This window comes from Clostridium sp. X, from assembly GCF_055755365.1.
In genome coordinates this window covers 47,311-64,781 of the sequence record NZ_CM146912.1, presented here as the reverse complement: position 1 = coordinate 64,781, position 17,471 = coordinate 47,311, and the positions used below count along the sequence as shown (strand labels likewise).

Genomic DNA, 17,471 nt, shown 5'->3' with positions numbered 1-17,471 from the left:
GAGGATGGCGAAGTGTTTCTTGGATTAGGGATATTAAGCATTGTATATTACATAGGACTTACTATCTTTGGAGGAGGAATTAGTTTCTCAGTGTTTTGGTTACTGGCAGGTATATTTTTAATTGCAATTTCTCTAGGAAAGCCATTTTTAAAAGGAAGTGGAATAATAGTTAATAAGAAAGTTAAGATTATATTTTTTACACTGTCTTCTATTATAATAGCATCTTTTATAATAATTGAAGGTTTAATAATATATTATGGAAGCCAAAACGATTTTCATAAAAGTGACTACCTAATAATCTTAGGAGCAGGTCTGCGTGGAGAAAGACTTTCTTTAACATTAAGTCAAAGAATGTATAAGAGTCTTGAGTACTTGAAGGAACATCCAAATACAAAAATCATAGTTTCAGGAGGGCAAGGACTTGGAGAAGATATAACAGAAGCTGAGGCTATGAAAAGATTTTTAATAAGTAATGGAATAGATGAAAAACAAATAATTAAAGAAGATAAATCCACAAGTACATCAGAAAACCTTATTTATTCTAAGGCAATTATAGACAAAATAGATAGTAAGGAGGAACTAAAAATTTCTCTTGTAACAACGAACTTTCATATGTTTAGAGCTAAGTTTCTAGCAGGTAGGGTTGGACTAAAAGTAGATAGTGTACCCTCTGAACTTCATCCACTTCTAATTCCTAACTACTATGTAAGAGAGTATTTAGCGGTAATTAATTCTTATATGTTTGATAAGTAAATAAAATATTAAAGGACGATTCTTAAAACTTTTAAGAATCGTCCTTTAGCTTACATATCATATCTAAATTGATAAAGATTTCTGTTTGAAATTTCCGCAAATATCGTTAACGGAAGATATTGTTAAGAAAGCTTTAGCATCAATTTTATTTACAATTAATTTTAAAGAAGTAAGCTGTACCTTTTGTACTACTACATATATAAATTTTTTGTCGGTATGAGAATAACAACCTTGAGCATTTAAAAGTGTAACACCTCTACCAAGTTCTTTTGTTATAGCTTCAATTATTTCTTCAGGATGTTCACAAATAATAATACATTGTCTAGAAGAAGCCATGCCCTCTTGTATTGCGTCTATAGTTTTGGAACGTATAAAGCTCATTATAATTGCATACATAACAGAGCGAGGCCCAAGGGTGAAGGCTATAAAAATATATATAACTATATCTTGTACTAGCAAAATTTTTGTAAGTTGTAGTGAAGGAAACTTATTTCTAATTATCTTTCCAGATATATCAAGTCCTCCAGTTGATGATCCTGCCATAAATAATAGCGCCATGCCAAATCCAGACATAACACCAGCAAATATGGTTGCCGTTAGCATATCACCAATAGGTTTGAATTTAATATTAGCATTTATGAAGTCAATTAAAAGGGATGACCCTATAACAACAATCCCACTTTTAATAGCGAAGTTTTTTCCGAGAAGATTATATCCAAATATGAAGAGAGGGATATTTAATATTAAGGTCGTAATACCTATTGGAAAATTAAACAAGCGATTTAAACCAAGGGATATTCCTGTTATTCCACCTGTACCTATTTGGTTTGGTACTAAGAATACTGAAACGTAGAGTGAAAACAATACACCACCTAGAATTAGTAATACTATTTCCTTATACAACTTTTTCATAATGATTCTCCTTATATAATGCATTTATATGCAATTTTCTATTCGTTATAAGATGAAAAATGAAATTTAACTTGAATTTATCTTAATAGTAGCATAATCAAATAGCATGCTCAAAACTTGTATTTATCAATTTATAGAGGGATTAGCCCTATAGCCTTTAAATATACTGATTAAAATGCAATTCAATAGGTATTAGTTAGTAATGCTTTGAAATACATCAATGTTGAAACTTATTGATACATAAGCTTCAAAAACATAAAAAGTACAGAAATTTACTTGTTAATTAATGCAAATATTTACTAAGCCTATAAAAAATATTAAAATAAAAGGAATCTAATCCTTCAAAAATACTTTTAATTTAATCTAAATAAACTAAATTTCCTAAATTAGGCACCTTATTTAATTATTTATTATAAAAATTCTACAAAAAATCAGATAAGTACCTGATTTTTTCATATTAAAACTTGAGAACTTAAGGTTAAATATATTATAATAGTAACTATGTGCTGATTTTGATGAAAAACTAAAGAACTGAAAATGAAGCAAGTAGAAATGGATTTGGAGGAAAAATAATTATATGATAAGTACTAGTAGAGTAAGTTTAAGATACGGTGACCGTAAATTATTTGAAGATGTTAATATAAAATTTACACCAGGAAACTGTTATGGATTAATAGGAGCAAATGGAGCGGGAAAATCTACATTCTTAAAAGTTCTTTCAGGTGAAGTAGAACCTAATACTGGAGAAGTTAGTATTGAACCAGGTAAGAGAATGGCAGTTTTAAGACAGGACCACTATCAGTTTGATGAGTTTCAAGTAATGGAAACTGTAATTATGGGTCATGCAAGACTTTATGAAATCATGAAGGAAAAAGATGAATTATATGCTAAAGCAGATTTTACAGATGAAGATGGAGTAAAGGCAGCGGAACTTGAAGGGGAATTTGCAGAACTAAATGGATGGGATGCAGAAACTGAGGCTGCAATGCTATTAAATGGACTTGGAATAGGGGATGATTTTCATTCAAAGCTTATGAAAGATATCACACCAATGGAGAAGGTAAGAGTACTTTTAGCTCAGGCATTATTTGGTCGCCCAGATGTACTATTACTAGATGAGCCTACTAACCATTTGGATATCAAATCAATTAACTGGCTTGAAAATTTCCTTTTAGATTTTGAGAGTACAGTTATTGTTGTATCGCATGATAGACATTTCTTAAATAAAGTATGTACTCACATTGCAGATGTGGACTATGGAAAAATAAAGATCTATGTTGGTAACTATGATTTCTGGTATCAATCAAGTCAATTAGCCCTTGAAATGGCTAAAAATCAAAATAAGAAAAAAGAAGAGAAGATGAAGGAATTACAAGCCTTTATTGCTAGATTTAGTTCTAATGCATCTAAAGCAAAACAAGCTACCTCTCGTAAGAAACAACTTGAAAAGCTTACTTTAGATGATATTAGTCCTTCAACAAGAAGATATCCTTTTGTTGGCTTTAAACCAGATAGAGAAGCTGGAAAGGACTTATTATATGTTAAAGATTTATGTAAAACAATTGATGGAGAATTGGTTTTAAATAATATAAACTTTATGTTAAATAAGGGAGATAAGATAGCCGTTATAGGGGATAATGAAGCTGCTAAAACAGCGTTATTTAAAATTATAATGGGAGAGATGGAAGCTGATAATGGAGAGTATAAGTGGGGTGTTACTACATCTCAGGCTTACTTCCCTAAAGATAATTCTGAGTACTTTAATGATGTAGACCTAAATCTAGTGGAATGGCTTCGTCAATATTCAGAAGAAAAATCAGAAAGTTTCTTAAGAGGTTTCCTTGGAAGAATGCTTTTCTCAGGGGATGAACCAATGAAAAAAGTAAGTGTTTTATCAGGGGGAGAGAAGGTTAGATGTATGTTATCTAAAATGATGCTTAGTGGTGCTAATGTATTAGTTTTAGATGAACCAACTAACCATTTAGACTTAGAATCAATAACAGCATTAAATAATGGACTAATAAATTTCCCAGGAACACTTTTATTTACATCTCATGACCATGAATTTATTCAAACTATAGCAAATAGAGTTATAGAAGTAACAGCTGAAGGAATAATCGACAAGCAAACAACTTATGACGAATATTTACAAAACAAAGGGATAGTTCTTTAATGTAAATTAAAAAAAACTATCTATACAGAGATAAATTGATTTAAAATGATATAGGAAGGGCGGTTTTAATCTTTTAGAGTTTAGCCGCCTTTGTACTATATTGATTTTTATTAAATAAACTGTATAATTGTCCTTGTGAGATAAAGTCTGATTTATTTTAATATTTTGTCAATTCACTAAAAATCAATATTATGTGGTATTATTAAATTAAATAGTTTAGTTTAATAACAATCTCAAATAAATATTTTCATTAACATCATAAACATAAGGTCTAATAAAATAAATTTATAAAGATAATCAAAAAAAGTTAAAAAAATGATAAATTTTGATTAAATTTTCACAAATTTATGTTATTATATACTTATGTAGAGTATAATCTAACTGACATTATGTAGACATTTACATGTATTATGTATTTTTCTGCAATTTTGCAATGTAAGGGTTTATGTTTTACAGAGGGGCTTAGGATTGGCTATAAGGATAATTAAAGTAAAATATTTTACTAAAAGTTAGTATATTATGCAACAAAGTATAATATACAAATTATAGCGGATTATGATATCCTTTTATTAATTATGTGCACTATTAAAAATATTTTTGTATATTTAGATTTTAGAATGGGAGGATTAACATGGAACTTTTAACTTTTAAAAGAGGCGTTCACCCACCGCATGGTAAACATCTTACAGAGAATAAGCCTATTGAAGATTTACAACCAAACCAAATTTTAGTGTTTCCTATGTCTCAACATATAGGAGCTCCAGCAGAATGTTTGGTAAAAAAAGGTGACAGAGTTTTAGTTGGGCAAAAAATTGGTCAAGCGGCTGGATTTATATCTGCTAACGTGCATAGTAGTGTATCAGGTACAGTTAAAGATGTAAAAGAAATGCCTACTGCAGGGGGAACTAAATCACTTTCAGTAATAGTTGAAAATGATGGGCAATACGAAGAAATCGATATGCCAAAACCAAAAGCTTACACAGAAATGACAAAAGAAGAAATTGTTGCAATTGTTAAAGAAGCTGGAGTAGTTGGTATGGGGGGAGCTACATTCCCAACAAGTGTAAAACTTGCCCCACCACCAGATAAGAAAATTGACGCAATTATACTAAATGGTGCAGAGTGTGAACCGTATTTAACATGTGACCACAGATTAATGCTTGAAGAAACAAATATGATTATTGAAGGACTAAAAATAATACTTCATATGTTCCCAGGTGCTAAAGGATACATTGGAGTAGAAGATAACAAGAAAAATGCAATTGAAGCATTAAAAGAAGCAACTAAAGATATTCCAAATATAGAAGTTTCAGCATTACACACTAAGTACCCTCAAGGTGCTGAGAAACAATTAATATATGCTGTAACTAAGAGAGAAGTTCCTTCAGGAAAACTTCCAGCTGATGTAGGATGTATAGTTCAAAACGTTAATACAGTAAGAGAAGTATATAACGCTGTTGTAAACGGAAGACCTACTATATCAAGAGTTGTTACTGTTACAGGAGAAGCTGTTAAGGAGCCTAAAAACTTAAGAATAAGATTAGGTATGTCTTACAAAGAATTAGTAGAAGCTTGTGGTGGATTTAAAGAAAATCCAGTTAAGATAATTTCAGGTGGACCAATGATGGGTATGGCTATATCAAGTGTAGATGTACCAACTACAAAAGGATCATCAGGAATACTTTGTTTAACAGAAAAACAAGCAGTTTTACCAGAAGAATCAAGCTGTATAAGATGTGGAAAGTGTCTTCAAGTCTGTCCTATGTTCTTAAATCCAACAGCATTAGATTCTTTAGGAAGAAGAAATGAGTACGATGAATTTGAAGAAGGTAATGGTTTAGACTGTATCGAATGCGGATCTTGTACATTTATATGTCCAGCAAAACGTCATTTGCTTCAATCTATAAGAACTTCAAAAAGAACAGTACTTGCAAATAAAAGAAAGAAGTAAAAAAGCTAAATAAGGAGTGAATAATAATGGCTGAAACAATGTATACGGTGTCTTCTTCTCCTCATATTCGTGAAGACCACTCGGTTCAATCAGTTATGAGAGATGTAATTATTGCATTAATTCCAGCTACAGCAGCAGGAATATATTTCTTCGGAGTACAAGCGGCTTTAGTAATACTTACAGCAATTATAGCTTGTGTAGGTGCAGAATGGGCATGGTGCAAAATAACAAATAGCCCAAATACAACAAAAGATTTAAGTGCAGTTGTAACTGCAATATTACTTGCATTTAACGTTCCACCATCAATTCCATTATGGATGGTTGCAGTTGGATCAATATTTACAATTATAATTGTTAAACTTTTATTTGGTGGAATTGGCCAAAATATAGTTAACCCAGCTTTAGCAGGAAGAGCATTTATGCTTGCATCTTATCCTGTTGCTATGACAACATGGACAACTCCAGGAGTAGATGGAACTTCAGCAGCTACACCACTTGCAATACTAAAAGCAGGAGCAGCAGGAACAGACCTTCCAAGTCTTGGCCAAGCATTTATAGGACAAGTAGGAGGATGTATTGGAGAAACTTCAGCTCTAGCTTTATTGATAGGTTTTGCTTATCTTGTTTATAGAAGAGTTATTACTTGGCATATACCAGTAGTTTATATTGGAACAGTTTTAGCATTAGGAACACTTATGGGAAGAAACCCAATGGGTGGAGTATATGAAATAATGGTTGGTGGATTAATGCTTGGAGCTATATTCATGGCAACTGACTATACAACTACTCCTATGACTACAAAAGGACAAGTTATTTTTGCTCTAGGATGTGGTGTTTTAACATCAGTTATACGTCAATTTGGCGGATATCCAGAAGGAGTATCTTACTCAATATTAATAATGAACTTAATGGTACCACTAATAGATAAGTACGTAAAAGTAAGAGTATTTGGAACTGGGGAGGTGAAGTAGATGGAAAACCAAACTAGCAACAAGGAGATTATAAGTTTAGGTTTAAGACTATTAATTATCACAGCTATAGCAGGATTAATTTTAGGATGGGCTTATAAAATCACTTTAGAGCCAATAAAGCAACAAAATATAAAGGCTAATAATGAAGCTATGAAAGAAGTTTTACCATCAGCAGAAGGCTTCCAAAAGGTAGGAGATGTAACTCCTGAAGCAGGAGAAACATTAGAACTTCAATTAGCAGCAGAGGGAAAAGTAACAGAAGTTTATGTAGCACAAAAAGGTAGTGATGCTGTAGGGTATGCTGTAAAAGTAGCACCTAAGGGTTATGCAGGATTAATTGAGATGATGGTTGGAATTTCAAATGAAGGCAAAGTAGAAGGAATAAAAATACTGAACCATTCAGAAACTCCAGGTCTTGGAGCAAATGCACCAAATCCAGAGTTCTCAGGACAATATACAGGAAAGTCAATTGACAAACCTATTACAGTAGTAAAAGCTCCTCCATCAGGGGGAAATGAAGTTCAAGCGTTAACAGGAGCAACAATTACATCAAAGGCAGTAACTGCTGGTGTAAATGATGCAGTAGACTTCTTTAATAGTGAATTAAAAGGAGGTCAAAAATAATGAGTGTTTTAATGGAAAGATTAAAAAATGGTATAGTTAATGAAAATGTTATATTTGTACAAGTTCTTGCTATGTGTCCTACACTTGCAGTAACTTCAAGTGCTATAAATGGTATAGGAATGGGACTTGCTTCAACTGTTGTTCTTATAGGTGCAAACCTAGTTATATCATTGCTTAGAAATATTATACCAGACAAGGTTCGTATACCAGCGTTTATAGTTGTTATTGCTGGCTTCGTTACACTGCTACAATTCTTGCTTGCAGGATTCGTACCAGCGTTAAATGCTTCACTTGGTATATTCATACCACTTATAGTTGTTAACTGTGTTATCTTAGGACGTGCAGAATCATACGCTTCAAAAAATACACCTGTACCTTCTATTTTTGACGGATTAGGACAAGGACTTGGATTTACTTTATCTTTAGCAGTTATCGGTATGGTAAGAGAATTATTAGGAACAGGCAAAATGTTTGGTGCACAAATCATGCCTGCAGTAGTTGAACCAGCACTAATATTCGTCCTTGCACCTGGAGCATTCATTACTCTTGGAGTAATGATGGCTATATTAAATCAAAGTAAACTTAAAAAGGCTTCAAAATAGAAGAAGGAAAGAAGGGTGAATAGATAATGAGAATATTTACATTGATAATCTCTGCTTTGTTTGTAAGTAATATGGTATTGTCTAGATTCCTTGGTATATGTGCTTTCCTTGGAGTTTCTAAAAAAATAGAAACTGCTAAAGGAATGGGTGCAGCAGTTACATTCGTTATGGGACTTGCATCACTTATATCATTTATAGTATATAAATTTATACTTGTACCATTAGATATCACTTACATGTATACAATAGCATTTATTTTAGTTATTGCAGCACTAGTTCAATTTGTTGAGATGGTTCTTAAGAAAACAATGCCTGAACTGTATAAGGCGCTAGGAATTTTCTTACCTCTTATCACAACAAACTGTGCTATATTAGGTGCGGTTATCATCAACATGAATGAAAAGTTAAATTTAATTGAATCATTAGTATTTGGTATTGCTTCAGGACTTGGTTGGATGCTTGCAATTGTTATACTTGCAGGTTTAAGAGAAAGAATGGAAGCAAATGATAAAATGCCAGAGGCTGTAAAGGGATTACCTGCGTCATTGATCACTTCTGGATTAATGGCTATAGCGTTCCTTGGCTTCTCAGGCCTAGTATAAGGAGGGAATTAAAATGACTCAAATATTATATCCTGTACTTAGTTTAGGCGGACTTGGACTTCTATTTGGTCTAGTTTTAGGTTATGCATCAAAAAAATTCGCAGTACCAGTGGATCCAAAAGTACCTCTAGTTAAAGAGTGTCTTCCAGGAGCAAACTGTGGTGGTTGTGGATTTGCAGGATGCGATGCTTATGCTGAAGCAGTAGTAAGTGGAGTTGCAGCTCCAAACTGTTGTCCTATAGGGGGAGCAGCTTGTGCAGAGAAAATAGGTGAAATTTTAGGAGTAACTGTAGATACTGCAGAGCCTAAGGTTGCTTATGTAAAATGTCAAGGTAGTTGTAATGTAGCTAAAGATAAGTATGAATATTATGGATTAGTAGATTGTCAACAAGCTATGAACGTTCCAGGTGCTGGATCTAAAGCTTGTGGATATGGATGTTTAGGATATGGAAGCTGTGTTAAGGCTTGTAAATTTGATGCTATTGATATAGTAGACGGAATTGCAAAAGTAAATCCAGACAAGTGTGTAGCTTGTGGAGCTTGCGTAACGTCATGTCCAAAAACTATTATAGAAATGGCTCCTAAGAAGCAAAAAGTATTTGTAGCATGTAATTCAAAAGCTAAAGGTGTTGAAGTTAAGGGTGATTGCTCAGTTGGATGTATTGCATGTACACTATGTGTTAAAGCATGTCCAAAAGAAGCTATTACAATGGTTAATAACCTTTCAGTAATAGATTACAGCAAGTGTGTACAGTGTGGACTTTGTGAGAAGAAGTGTCCAACAAAAGCTATACTAAATTTCCGTCAACCAGTAGCTCCAAAGGTTGCTGTTGAACAATAATTAGTAAAGTAAAATTTATTATAAAAAAGATAGTGTAATTCATTCTGAATTACACTATCTTTTTTTATAATAAGTTAATTATATTAAGTATATAATTACAAAAAAACATATATTTTTACAACATATAAATTGTAGTTTTCAATTGAATTTGATATAATTTTAGCATAATGCGTTTATTTGGCTAAATGTGGACGTTAAGGTATTTAAATTTAATTTGGGGGATAAATTCATGATTAATTTACTTAATATGGAATACCGTAGTCTGCCTAGGAAAATTACCATAATTATAATGCTAATTATATTATCAATTGGAGGAAATTTATTTGATATTCCATTATTTTTGGGACTTGGTTTTCAATTGGGAAGTATACCTATACTTATAATCTTATATACATATGGTTTAAAGTATGGAGTTATAGCAGCTATCATATCTAATATATATAAAGTTATTCTACTAGGTCATCCTTTTAGATTAGCAGTTTATGTATTAGAAACAATATTTATTGGATTATTTCTTAAAAGAAAAAAAGAAATATTATTTTAATTGATTGCTTATACTGGGTAGGGCTTGGAATACCATTTATATATATTTCTCATACTAGTATATTAAATATGACAATAACTGAAGCTGTATTTAATATGTTAAGATACTCTGTTAACGGCATATTTAATGCCTTTTGCGCTAGCTTAATAATATTCTATATATCTACAAGACGATGGTACGCAGGACTTAATAAAGAAAAAACAATTTTAGCAAATGAAATATTTTTTAATCTTGTAGTAGGAGCTGTTTTAGCTTCAAATTTATTTATTAGCATATCACATAGTAAAAAAGAATTAATATGGTACAGTGAAAATATTCAACTATACTATATAAGAAGTCTTAGTATAACATTAGTCTCTATTATATTAGCCTCATTTATTTCAATACTATTAAGAAAGTTCTTAATTGTACCTATAGAGCATTTAGCTGAGGTAACTAACCAGTTACCCTCAAAAATATTTGACAAAGAGACTATAAAATGGCCTAGGAGCTTTATTAGAGAGGTAGATTCTGTAATAAATAATTTTAAAAATACTTCAAATATCCTAAATGATAACTTTATCAAAGTTCAGAAAGCAAATAGGGAACTAGAGTATCTTGCTAATCATGACCCACTAACAAAGCTGACAAATAGATTTGTCTTTAATAAAAAACTGGATAAGTCTATAGAATATGCAAATAGAAACGATAAAAAGTTAGCTGTCATGTTTTTGGACTTAGATAGGTTTAAACTTATAAATGATACTTTTGGACATAAAGCAGGAGATCAACTTTTAATTGAAATATCTAGACGATTAATTACGATTATCGGAGATGAAGATGTAGTATGTCGTATGAGTGGAGATGAGTTCACCTTTTTAATATCAAATATAGAGAGTGAAAAAGACGCTGCTAAAATAGCAGATGATATATTGAATATACTTCAGGAAAGATATGTATTAGAGGAACAAGAAATTAATATAAGTGCAAGCATGGGAATTTCATTTTATCCTCAAGACGGAAACAAAACAGAGATTCTTCTTAAAAAAGCAGATATTGCAATGTATCGTGCTAAAGATAATGGCAAATGTAATTATAAATTCTATAATGATGATATGGATAGTCAGGGAATACAAAGATTTAAAATGGAAAACCATCTTCGTAAAGCATTAGAAAAGGAAGAATTGACATTATACTATCAACCGAGAGTAGACTCAAAGAGTGAGGGTATAAAGGCTGTTGAGGCACTAATTAGATGGAATAGTCCAGAGTTTGGGATGGTATCACCAGTTCAGTTCATTCCTATAGCTGAGGAAACTGGATTAATAATACCAATAGGGGAATGGGTCTTAAGAACTGCATGTAAACAGAATAAGTTGTGGCAAGAAGCAGGATATAAACCTCTCAGAGTTTCTGTTAATTTATCGGCACTTCAGTTTGCTCAATCAAACTTATTAGATAAAATAGGAGAAATTTTGGAGGAAGCAAAGTTAGATCCATATTGGTTAGAACTTGAAATTACTGAGAGTATCGTAATAAAAGATATTCAGTTTACAATTGATACTCTTGAAAGATTGAAAGAAATGGGAGTAAAAGTATCTTTAGATGATTTTGGAACAGGTTTTTCTTCTCTTAATTATTTGAAAAACTTTAAGATTGATACTTTGAAAATTGACTCTTCCTTTGTTAGAGATATTAACGGTGATAACAAAAACACTGCTATTGTTAATGCTATAATCAGTCTTGGAACAAATTTAGATTTAAATGTAACAGCTGAAGGAGTAGAAACGATAACTCAGCTTGATTTCTTAAAACTTAATGGATGTCATGAAATACAAGGTTACTTATATAGTAAGCCTGTTCCGCCAAAGGAATTTGAGAGATTAATAGAAGAAAGAAAGTTATTTATCGGAGAAAATTAAAGAATAGGATTAAATCCATTGTGGATTTAATCCTATTCTTTAATTATTTATTTGCGGAATGAATTGCTGTCTGATGTTCAGGATCCTTTTTTCCGTCTTTGTGTCTTGTGCTATTTAAAAAGTGAATATCAAAATGGCCATCCATACCATTATCTTTAATAACATCAAGGTTCTCGCCTCTACCATAACCAACCGAACGGTTACTTATAACCTTAAAAGCAGGTGCAGAATCAATTCCTGCATGGGGCATTGCACTCATAGAAGCGGCAAGTTTTCTTCCATCAATCTCAACAATTACTGGACGTCTTTCCCAAGAAAAACCTCCCCAGATATTTTTAATTATCTGAGTATCTTCTAAAGTTAATGCTTCTGCATCAGCGTGATTGCTGCCCATTGTCCTTTTTACTTTAAAGCTTTTCTGTGTAGATACATCAGTAACTTCTGCTATCGAATTTCTCTTAAATACGTATCTAGCCTCTTTCCACCAATCTAAGGTTTCAATCTCAGATGAATATGTATTTTCTTCTGATGGAGAGTCATCCTCAGAAGATTTATCAATAGCAATTGTACTGTAAGCTACATTCACAGCTTTAATATCTTCTTTACGTTCATGTTTCCACAAAAGCATTCCCATAAAAAAGAATACTAAAAAAAGTATAGAGTAATTAATATTATGTTTTTTCATTAAAATACCTCTCTAAATGCCTACGAAGTTAGTTGACGGGTTCGGAAAGAGAGATTCCCTACCTTTATTGGATTCACCCCATTTTTATAAAGAAGTCCTCCGTTGTTTCCCAAGCATTAGGCAAATTTTAAGGGGTTTTCACAATTTTATATTATATAAGAACAATTTCAAAAATAATAGTGGTAATATTTATGATAAAATACTTAATTTAAGTATTTTATTTTTATTTCTTCTAAGTTAACAGTATTTAAATCATCAACTACCTCAATTATACCTAAAATTCGTTCATTTTTAATTACTCCATAGACATTATTTGACGTAGTATCTATATTAACTTTAACTATGCCTTTTTTACCCTCAAAGGTATCAAGGGTTTTGCCAGTATTTCCATCAATTACTTCATAGGTTCCTTCAGGGATATCAAAAGAAGTTAAATCTAAATTAATAGTAGCTTTTATTCCTTTATTAACCACCATTATAAGAGGGTCAAACTCAAAGCCAATTCCTGTTATTATAGCTTCTTGAGATGATGAAGTAATAGTAGCTTTTTTTACTAATCTTTCTGTAGGAGCAGTACTTATATCATCACCATATATACTTTCAGTTTCTTCAAGAGGAACACTACAACAAGAAGGTTGACTTGGAGCTGGCAGAGATGAATCAGATTTTGAAGCATCTACTACACTAATATCATCTACTACTCGTATAACTCCACGAATCATCCCCATCCAGCAACTAAAGTTAATATCTCCACTCTCAGTTGGAGTAAATTCCTCTATTATATTTTCACCTTTGTCTATTTTAGCTTCAATTCCTAAGGAAGGAACTACGATGGCATTGTTACAAGAAGTAATTTCTTCACCATTAATAATCCAGTTCACTGGAATTCCCTTTTGCACATATAGTACATTAGATACGTATCCTCTATAATTAGCAGACATAGTTAGGGTTTGTTTACCATCTTTAATAATAGCTTTAGTACTATCAACTGTTCCACCTGAGGGAGAGCTAGAAGTTCCAAGTGAGTTTAGGCTAGGTACATTTATACCAGCAAGGGCAAGACCTCTATTTCCCATAATTATACCTAAAACAATTACTAAAATACCGCTGAATTTTAAAAGTTTTTTTGTATATCCTTTACTTAGTAAGCCAGAGATAGCCCCAAAAGTTAACATTAGAGGAACTGTTCCTAAAGCGAATATAAACATAGATAAAGCACCTTTTGTAGCACTACCAGTACTAAGAGCATATAGTTGCATAGTTTGTAGAGGTCCACAAGGCATAAATCCATTTAAGATACCAACTAAAAAAGGTGAAGCTGTTTTTCTTTTAAGTGAGCAACTTGACCAAGGTAGTCTGATGTTTATTTTTCTGAATAAAGAAAAACCAGCCATATTAGCTCCCATAATTATCATGAATACAGCAGCAAATATTTGAAGTCCAGCTTTAAGACTTAAAGAGAGTGAAAATACAGAACCTATAGCACCTACTATGCCACCTAAAATAGTATAGGATACTATTCTTCCACCGTTATATAAGATAGATGGTAGTATAGATTGAAACTTACTCTTCAAAGCATCTTCTTTAGATATGCTTTGTGAGAGCATAATTCCACCACACATGCCAATGCAGTGTATAGAAGTAAGCATACCTACTAGAAATAATACAACATATGAAGCGTTGGTTAATTTGTCACTCATATCAAATCCAACTGAGTATTTTCCTAAAAGTAAGATTGCAAGTCCTATAATTACTATCCCTAAAACTTTACCATCTTTACTAGGTTTTTCTGTAGTATAACCAGAGTTATTAACTACATTTTTAATTTTTTCAATAGAACAAACTTCTTCATTATATTCAATCTCTACAGTCTCATCCGCATATTCAGCTTTTGAAGAAAGTACTCCGTCAAGTTTTAATAAAGCTTTTTCAATTGTTTTTTCACATGAGGTACATGTCATTCCATAAACTTTAATTTTTTTAGTTTTTTTACTCATAAATTACCTCCAGATAATACATAAAATAATAGATTTTATTCTAATATTATATAAAAAAGATGTGTAGAGATTATGAAGAGAGAAAAATATATAGATGTATAAGTCTAGTTAAGTAGAGAAAACTAAACAATAATATTAAATGAATAACTAATAGGAGGGATACTTATGAATAGAGTCTTAACAGGAGTTTTAGCGAAGTTTTTTTTATATTTTGTAGTAGGTTGGGTTACATTAGGAAATATTGATGGAAATACAGTAGGGTGGATTTCTATTTTTGCAATAGCTGCAACAGTTATAAATTATTTATTTGGAGATAAATATATTCTTCCGCGATATGGAAATGTAAGTGCTTGTATTATAGATGGTTTTATGACAGCCTTAACAGCTTATGGTATAAGCTTACTATATATGGAGTTTTATACTGAAGTACTTAGTTTAATTATACTTGCTTTATTAGTAGCTATTGGAGAGTACTTTTTTCATGTATATATATTTAAAAGTGAAAATCTAAAGAGTTAGTGTTATTAGAAAGTTTAAACTTTGATTTAATATATAGCTAGTAAGAAATAAATAAAGCCCAACAAATATTGTTAGGTTTTATTTATTTTAATTTTAGTTTTTAAAAGTATTAAAAGCTTTCATTGAAGTTATTCCTTTTAAATATATTATTAGTTTTTCTAAATATAAATTTTATAACTACACCTGTAAATAACATTAAAAATAGTATTAATAATGCACTATGCATAAAGAACTCTTGAGGAAGTAAGTTTATAATAGGATCTTCCTCAGGGTAAAAGAGCCAGTAGTCATTTCTAAAAAATATTTTATGAAATAAGGTAAAACTATTATCAAAGTTTATTGCAAAGGCAAGGGAAAGCAGGGTTGGAACAGAAATCAAAACTGTAGATACGTACATTAATACCTTTATATTTTTATAATTTATAAGTAAACAAATAAAAATTACAATTAAAGAGGCTATTAATATTGTATCTAAAGACTTAAATATATTCCTCACTTCTTCAAAATGTATTATACCAGACTGAGAAGAAGGAAGCGTTGGAAGGCTGAATGAAGTATCATCACTATCTTCTAAGTAATCAATCAAATAATTATAATTAGATTTTATATCTTCTTTGCTCATATTAGAGATTTCTTCTATATTGAGATAATTAATATCAAAATAATATAAGGGCTTAAAATTTAAGGTGAATTTTGATATAGATGAGATAATAGTTAAAGTAAAAGCTATTGATAAAATAATCTTTATAAGTTTATTTAATAAAGACGGCATATAAGTCACTCCTCCCTATGATTTATAAGGAATTATACCATAAAAACATAAAGAATTTATGAAGAGTTCAATAAAATTACTCTGCATTTCATTTAAAAAAGATACAGACAAGACTAAAATGGCGCTTAAAAAGGCATTAAAATCTTTTGAAAATATACTTCTTAAAGAATAAAGAGAGCTTTTATAAAAGCTCTCTTTATTCGGAAAATATATTTAATTTTATTCTAAATCTAAATTACTACAAGCACCTTGGTTAAATCTTCCTTGACCATTTCTCATCATTCCTTGTCCTCTACCTTTTCCTTGGTTCTGCATTTGATCAAAGTTTCCAGTGCAATTTTCTATATTTGTACTTAGATTTGCTTTTAAAGCATCTCCTTCTTCTTTTGTAATTGTACCCTTAGTTACGGCAGCATCTATAGCCTTTGCTTTTTCTTCTAGTAAAGCTGATTTAATATCCTCTTGGCTTAAACCTTTTTCAAGAGCTAAGTCATAAATTGTTTTTCCAGAATCTCTTGCAGTTGTTATTTCTTCATCTGTTAAGCTTAATTTATTTTTAAGGATATTAGAAGTATAATCATATCCACGCATAGATGTTATTCTTCCAAGACCTAATCTTTGCTTTTGTGTATTTATATTGGTGTTATCACTTGAGGATGAGGCATAGGCAGTTGCCCCTATTCCTAAAGCCATAGTAAGTGCTAAAGCAGATATAATATTTCTTTTTTTCATTTTACATTCCTCCAAATTATTATTTTTGCATCCCTATCTGGGATATACTTATATAATAGCTAATATTTTTGGGTAAAAAATGTTCTAATTGTGATGGAATTGTAAAAGTTAAATAAGTGATTTTCACAAATTTATCACATTTAACACAATTTTTAATCAAATAAATGAGATATAATAAGTAGTAATACATTTTAGAGGGGTTATATTATGAGTGAAAAAATTTTAATAATTGAAGATGAAACTAAGCTTTCTGAAGTAATGAGCTTATATTTAAGAAAAAATAATTATGATGTAAATTGTGTTAGTGATGGAAAAATGGCAGATGATATTATAGGCATAAATCATTATGACTTAATAATTTTAGATGTTATGCTTCCAGGAAAAGATGGTTGGGCTTTGCTTAGAAAAATTAAATCAATGGGAGACACTCCCGTTATACTAACTACCGCAAGAGGAGAAGAAGATGATAGAATTTTTGGACTAGAGCTAGGTGCTGATGATTATATGGTTAAACCAATTAGCATGAGAGAGCTAGTACTTCGTGTAAATCTTAGAATTAACAGTAAAGCAACTAAAAGTAAAGCATTAAGCTTTGGAGACTTAACTATAATAGAGGAAAGTAGAGAAGTTATAGAAGGAGATAAAAATATAAGTTTAACACCTAAAGAATTTGATCTTTTAATATTCTTAAGTAAAAATACGGGCCAGGTATTTAATAGAGAACAATTATTAAATACGGTGTGGGGATATGACTATATTGGAGATTCTAGAACTATTGACACTCATATTAAAAAGTTAAGAGAAAAAATTAAGTTTTGTGAAGAGTACCTTTTAACTATATGGGGCGTTGGATATAAGCTAGATATTAAAACTATAGCACAAAATAAGTAAG

General features: G+C 31.1%; 17 protein-coding genes and 1 riboswitch. Of the genes, 12 read left to right on the top strand and 5 right to left on the bottom strand.

All coding sequences use genetic code 11. The features are described 5' to 3' along the window. The first annotated feature begins 12 nt into the window (after positions 1–12). Positions 13–753, top strand: a complete 741-nt coding sequence (locus ACX0KU_RS00345) for a YdcF family protein (protein ID WP_472990967.1) — start codon at positions 13–15, stop codon at positions 751–753. A 63-nt stretch (positions 754–816) separates the two neighbouring features. Here ACX0KU_RS00345 and ACX0KU_RS00340 read toward each other — a convergent pair whose 3' ends face one another. Continuing rightward, positions 817–1,665: a YitT family protein gene (locus ACX0KU_RS00340; RefSeq protein ID WP_472990966.1), complete on the bottom strand. Its 849-nt coding sequence runs from the start codon at positions 1,663–1,665 to the stop codon at positions 817–819. A 577-nt stretch (positions 1,666–2,242) separates the two neighbouring features. Here ACX0KU_RS00340 and ACX0KU_RS00335 point away from each other — a divergent pair. The 9 genes from ACX0KU_RS00335 to ACX0KU_RS00295 all read left to right on the top strand — a co-directional run bounded on the left by ACX0KU_RS00335 (position 2,243) and on the right by ACX0KU_RS00295 (position 11,874). Continuing rightward, positions 2,243–3,838, top strand: a complete 1,596-nt coding sequence (locus ACX0KU_RS00335) for an ABC-F family ATP-binding cassette domain-containing protein (protein ID WP_472990965.1) — start codon at positions 2,243–2,245, stop codon at positions 3,836–3,838. Between the two features lie 631 nt (positions 3,839–4,469). Next, a complete protein-coding gene (rsxC, locus tag ACX0KU_RS00330) occupies positions 4,470–5,789 on the top strand; it encodes an electron transport complex subunit RsxC (RefSeq protein WP_472990964.1) in 1,320 nt (439 codons plus the stop codon). 26 nt (positions 5,790–5,815) lie between these two features. Continuing rightward, the gene (locus ACX0KU_RS00325) at positions 5,816–6,760 is read left to right on the top strand and encodes an RnfABCDGE type electron transport complex subunit D (RefSeq protein WP_472990963.1); all 945 of its coding nucleotides are present in this window, start codon (positions 5,816–5,818) and stop codon (positions 6,758–6,760) included. Beyond that, positions 6,761–7,384, top strand: coding sequence for an RnfABCDGE type electron transport complex subunit G (locus ACX0KU_RS00320; protein WP_472990962.1), 624 nt, complete (start codon positions 6,761–6,763; stop codon positions 7,382–7,384). It begins immediately after the preceding gene. Further along, positions 7,384–7,986: an RnfABCDGE type electron transport complex subunit E gene (locus ACX0KU_RS00315; RefSeq protein ID WP_472990961.1), complete on the top strand. Its 603-nt coding sequence runs from the start codon at positions 7,384–7,386 to the stop codon at positions 7,984–7,986. Before ACX0KU_RS00320 ends, ACX0KU_RS00315 begins: the two co-directional genes overlap by 1 nt. Positions 7,987–8,012: 26 nt before the next feature. Continuing rightward, positions 8,013–8,588: an electron transport complex protein RnfA gene (locus ACX0KU_RS00310; protein WP_472990960.1), complete on the top strand. Its 576-nt coding sequence runs from the start codon at positions 8,013–8,015 to the stop codon at positions 8,586–8,588. 13 nt (positions 8,589–8,601) lie between these two features. Beyond that, a complete protein-coding gene (locus ACX0KU_RS00305; protein ID WP_472990959.1) occupies positions 8,602–9,429 on the top strand; it encodes an RnfABCDGE type electron transport complex subunit B in 828 nt (275 codons plus the stop codon). Between the two features lie 229 nt (positions 9,430–9,658). Further along, complete coding sequence (locus tag ACX0KU_RS00300; RefSeq protein WP_472990958.1) at positions 9,659–9,973, top strand: hypothetical protein; 315 nt, start codon at positions 9,659–9,661, stop codon at positions 9,971–9,973. 68 nt (positions 9,974–10,041) lie between these two features. After that, positions 10,042–11,874 (top strand): putative bifunctional diguanylate cyclase/phosphodiesterase, encoded by a 1,833-nt coding sequence (locus tag ACX0KU_RS00295; RefSeq protein ID WP_472990957.1) that lies wholly within the window; start codon positions 10,042–10,044, stop codon positions 11,872–11,874. Between the two features lie 43 nt (positions 11,875–11,917). Here ACX0KU_RS00295 and ACX0KU_RS00290 read toward each other — a convergent pair whose 3' ends face one another. Beyond that, the gene (locus ACX0KU_RS00290; protein WP_472990956.1) at positions 11,918–12,559 is read right to left on the bottom strand and encodes a hypothetical protein; all 642 of its coding nucleotides are present in this window, start codon (positions 12,557–12,559) and stop codon (positions 11,918–11,920) included. 3 nt (positions 12,560–12,562) lie between these two features. Beyond that, positions 12,563–12,692, bottom strand: a riboswitch (cyclic di-AMP (ydaO/yuaA leader). Between the two features lie 70 nt (positions 12,693–12,762). Further along, entirely contained in the window at positions 12,763–14,556 is a 1,794-nt protein-coding gene (locus ACX0KU_RS00285) for an urease accessory protein UreH domain-containing protein (protein WP_472990955.1), read from the bottom strand. A gap of 165 nt (positions 14,557–14,721) precedes the next feature. On the opposite strand from ACX0KU_RS00285, the gene ACX0KU_RS00280 reads away from it, so the two are divergent. Beyond that, positions 14,722–15,075 carry a DUF2512 family protein gene (locus ACX0KU_RS00280; protein WP_472990954.1) on the top strand — a complete coding sequence of 118 codons (354 nt, stop codon included), beginning with the start codon at positions 14,722–14,724 and terminating at the stop codon, positions 15,073–15,075. Between the two features lie 109 nt (positions 15,076–15,184). On the opposite strand, the gene ACX0KU_RS00275 is transcribed toward ACX0KU_RS00280, so the two are convergent. Both ACX0KU_RS00275 and ACX0KU_RS00270 read right to left on the bottom strand, forming a co-directional pair. Next, positions 15,185–15,847 (bottom strand): TIGR01906 family membrane protein, encoded by a 663-nt coding sequence (locus tag ACX0KU_RS00275; RefSeq protein WP_472990953.1) that lies wholly within the window; start codon positions 15,845–15,847, stop codon positions 15,185–15,187. 219 nt (positions 15,848–16,066) lie between these two features. After that, positions 16,067–16,579 carry a hypothetical protein gene (locus tag ACX0KU_RS00270; protein WP_472990952.1) on the bottom strand — a complete coding sequence of 171 codons (513 nt, stop codon included), beginning with the start codon at positions 16,577–16,579 and terminating at the stop codon, positions 16,067–16,069. Positions 16,580–16,786: 207 nt separating this feature from the next. Here ACX0KU_RS00270 and ACX0KU_RS00265 point away from each other — a divergent pair, with 207 nt between their 5' ends. Further along, entirely contained in the window at positions 16,787–17,470 is a 684-nt protein-coding gene (locus ACX0KU_RS00265; protein WP_472990951.1) for a response regulator transcription factor, read from the top strand. Position 17,471: the final 1 nt, after the last annotated feature.

Bases quoted from the DNA above. Each gene is read 5' to 3' on its own strand.
- ACX0KU_RS00340 (WP_472990966.1), bottom strand. From the start codon at position 1,665: ATGAAAAAGTTGTATAAGGAAATAGTATTACTAATTCTAGGTGGTGTA.
- ACX0KU_RS00335 (WP_472990965.1), top strand. From the start codon at position 2,243: ATGATAAGTACTAGTAGAGTAAGTTTAAGATACGGTGACCGTAAATTA.
- rsxC (WP_472990964.1), top strand. From the start codon at position 4,470: ATGGAACTTTTAACTTTTAAAAGAGGCGTTCACCCACCGCATGGTAAA.
- ACX0KU_RS00325 (WP_472990963.1), top strand. From the start codon at position 5,816: ATGGCTGAAACAATGTATACGGTGTCTTCTTCTCCTCATATTCGTGAA.
- ACX0KU_RS00320 (WP_472990962.1), top strand. From the start codon at position 6,761: ATGGAAAACCAAACTAGCAACAAGGAGATTATAAGTTTAGGTTTAAGA.
- ACX0KU_RS00315 (WP_472990961.1), top strand. From the start codon at position 7,384: ATGAGTGTTTTAATGGAAAGATTAAAAAATGGTATAGTTAATGAAAAT.
- ACX0KU_RS00310 (WP_472990960.1), top strand. From the start codon at position 8,013: ATGAGAATATTTACATTGATAATCTCTGCTTTGTTTGTAAGTAATATG.
- ACX0KU_RS00305 (WP_472990959.1), top strand. From the start codon at position 8,602: ATGACTCAAATATTATATCCTGTACTTAGTTTAGGCGGACTTGGACTT.
- ACX0KU_RS00300 (WP_472990958.1), top strand. From the start codon at position 9,659: ATGATTAATTTACTTAATATGGAATACCGTAGTCTGCCTAGGAAAATT.
- ACX0KU_RS00295 (WP_472990957.1), top strand. From the start codon at position 10,042: ATGACAATAACTGAAGCTGTATTTAATATGTTAAGATACTCTGTTAAC.
- ACX0KU_RS00290 (WP_472990956.1), bottom strand. From the start codon at position 12,559: ATGAAAAAACATAATATTAATTACTCTATACTTTTTTTAGTATTCTTT.
- ACX0KU_RS00285 (WP_472990955.1), bottom strand. From the start codon at position 14,556: ATGAGTAAAAAAACTAAAAAAATTAAAGTTTATGGAATGACATGTACC.
- ACX0KU_RS00280 (WP_472990954.1), top strand. From the start codon at position 14,722: ATGAATAGAGTCTTAACAGGAGTTTTAGCGAAGTTTTTTTTATATTTT.
- ACX0KU_RS00275 (WP_472990953.1), bottom strand. From the start codon at position 15,847: ATGCCGTCTTTATTAAATAAACTTATAAAGATTATTTTATCAATAGCT.
- ACX0KU_RS00270 (WP_472990952.1), bottom strand. From the start codon at position 16,579: ATGAAAAAAAGAAATATTATATCTGCTTTAGCACTTACTATGGCTTTA.
- ACX0KU_RS00265 (WP_472990951.1), top strand. From the start codon at position 16,787: ATGAGTGAAAAAATTTTAATAATTGAAGATGAAACTAAGCTTTCTGAA.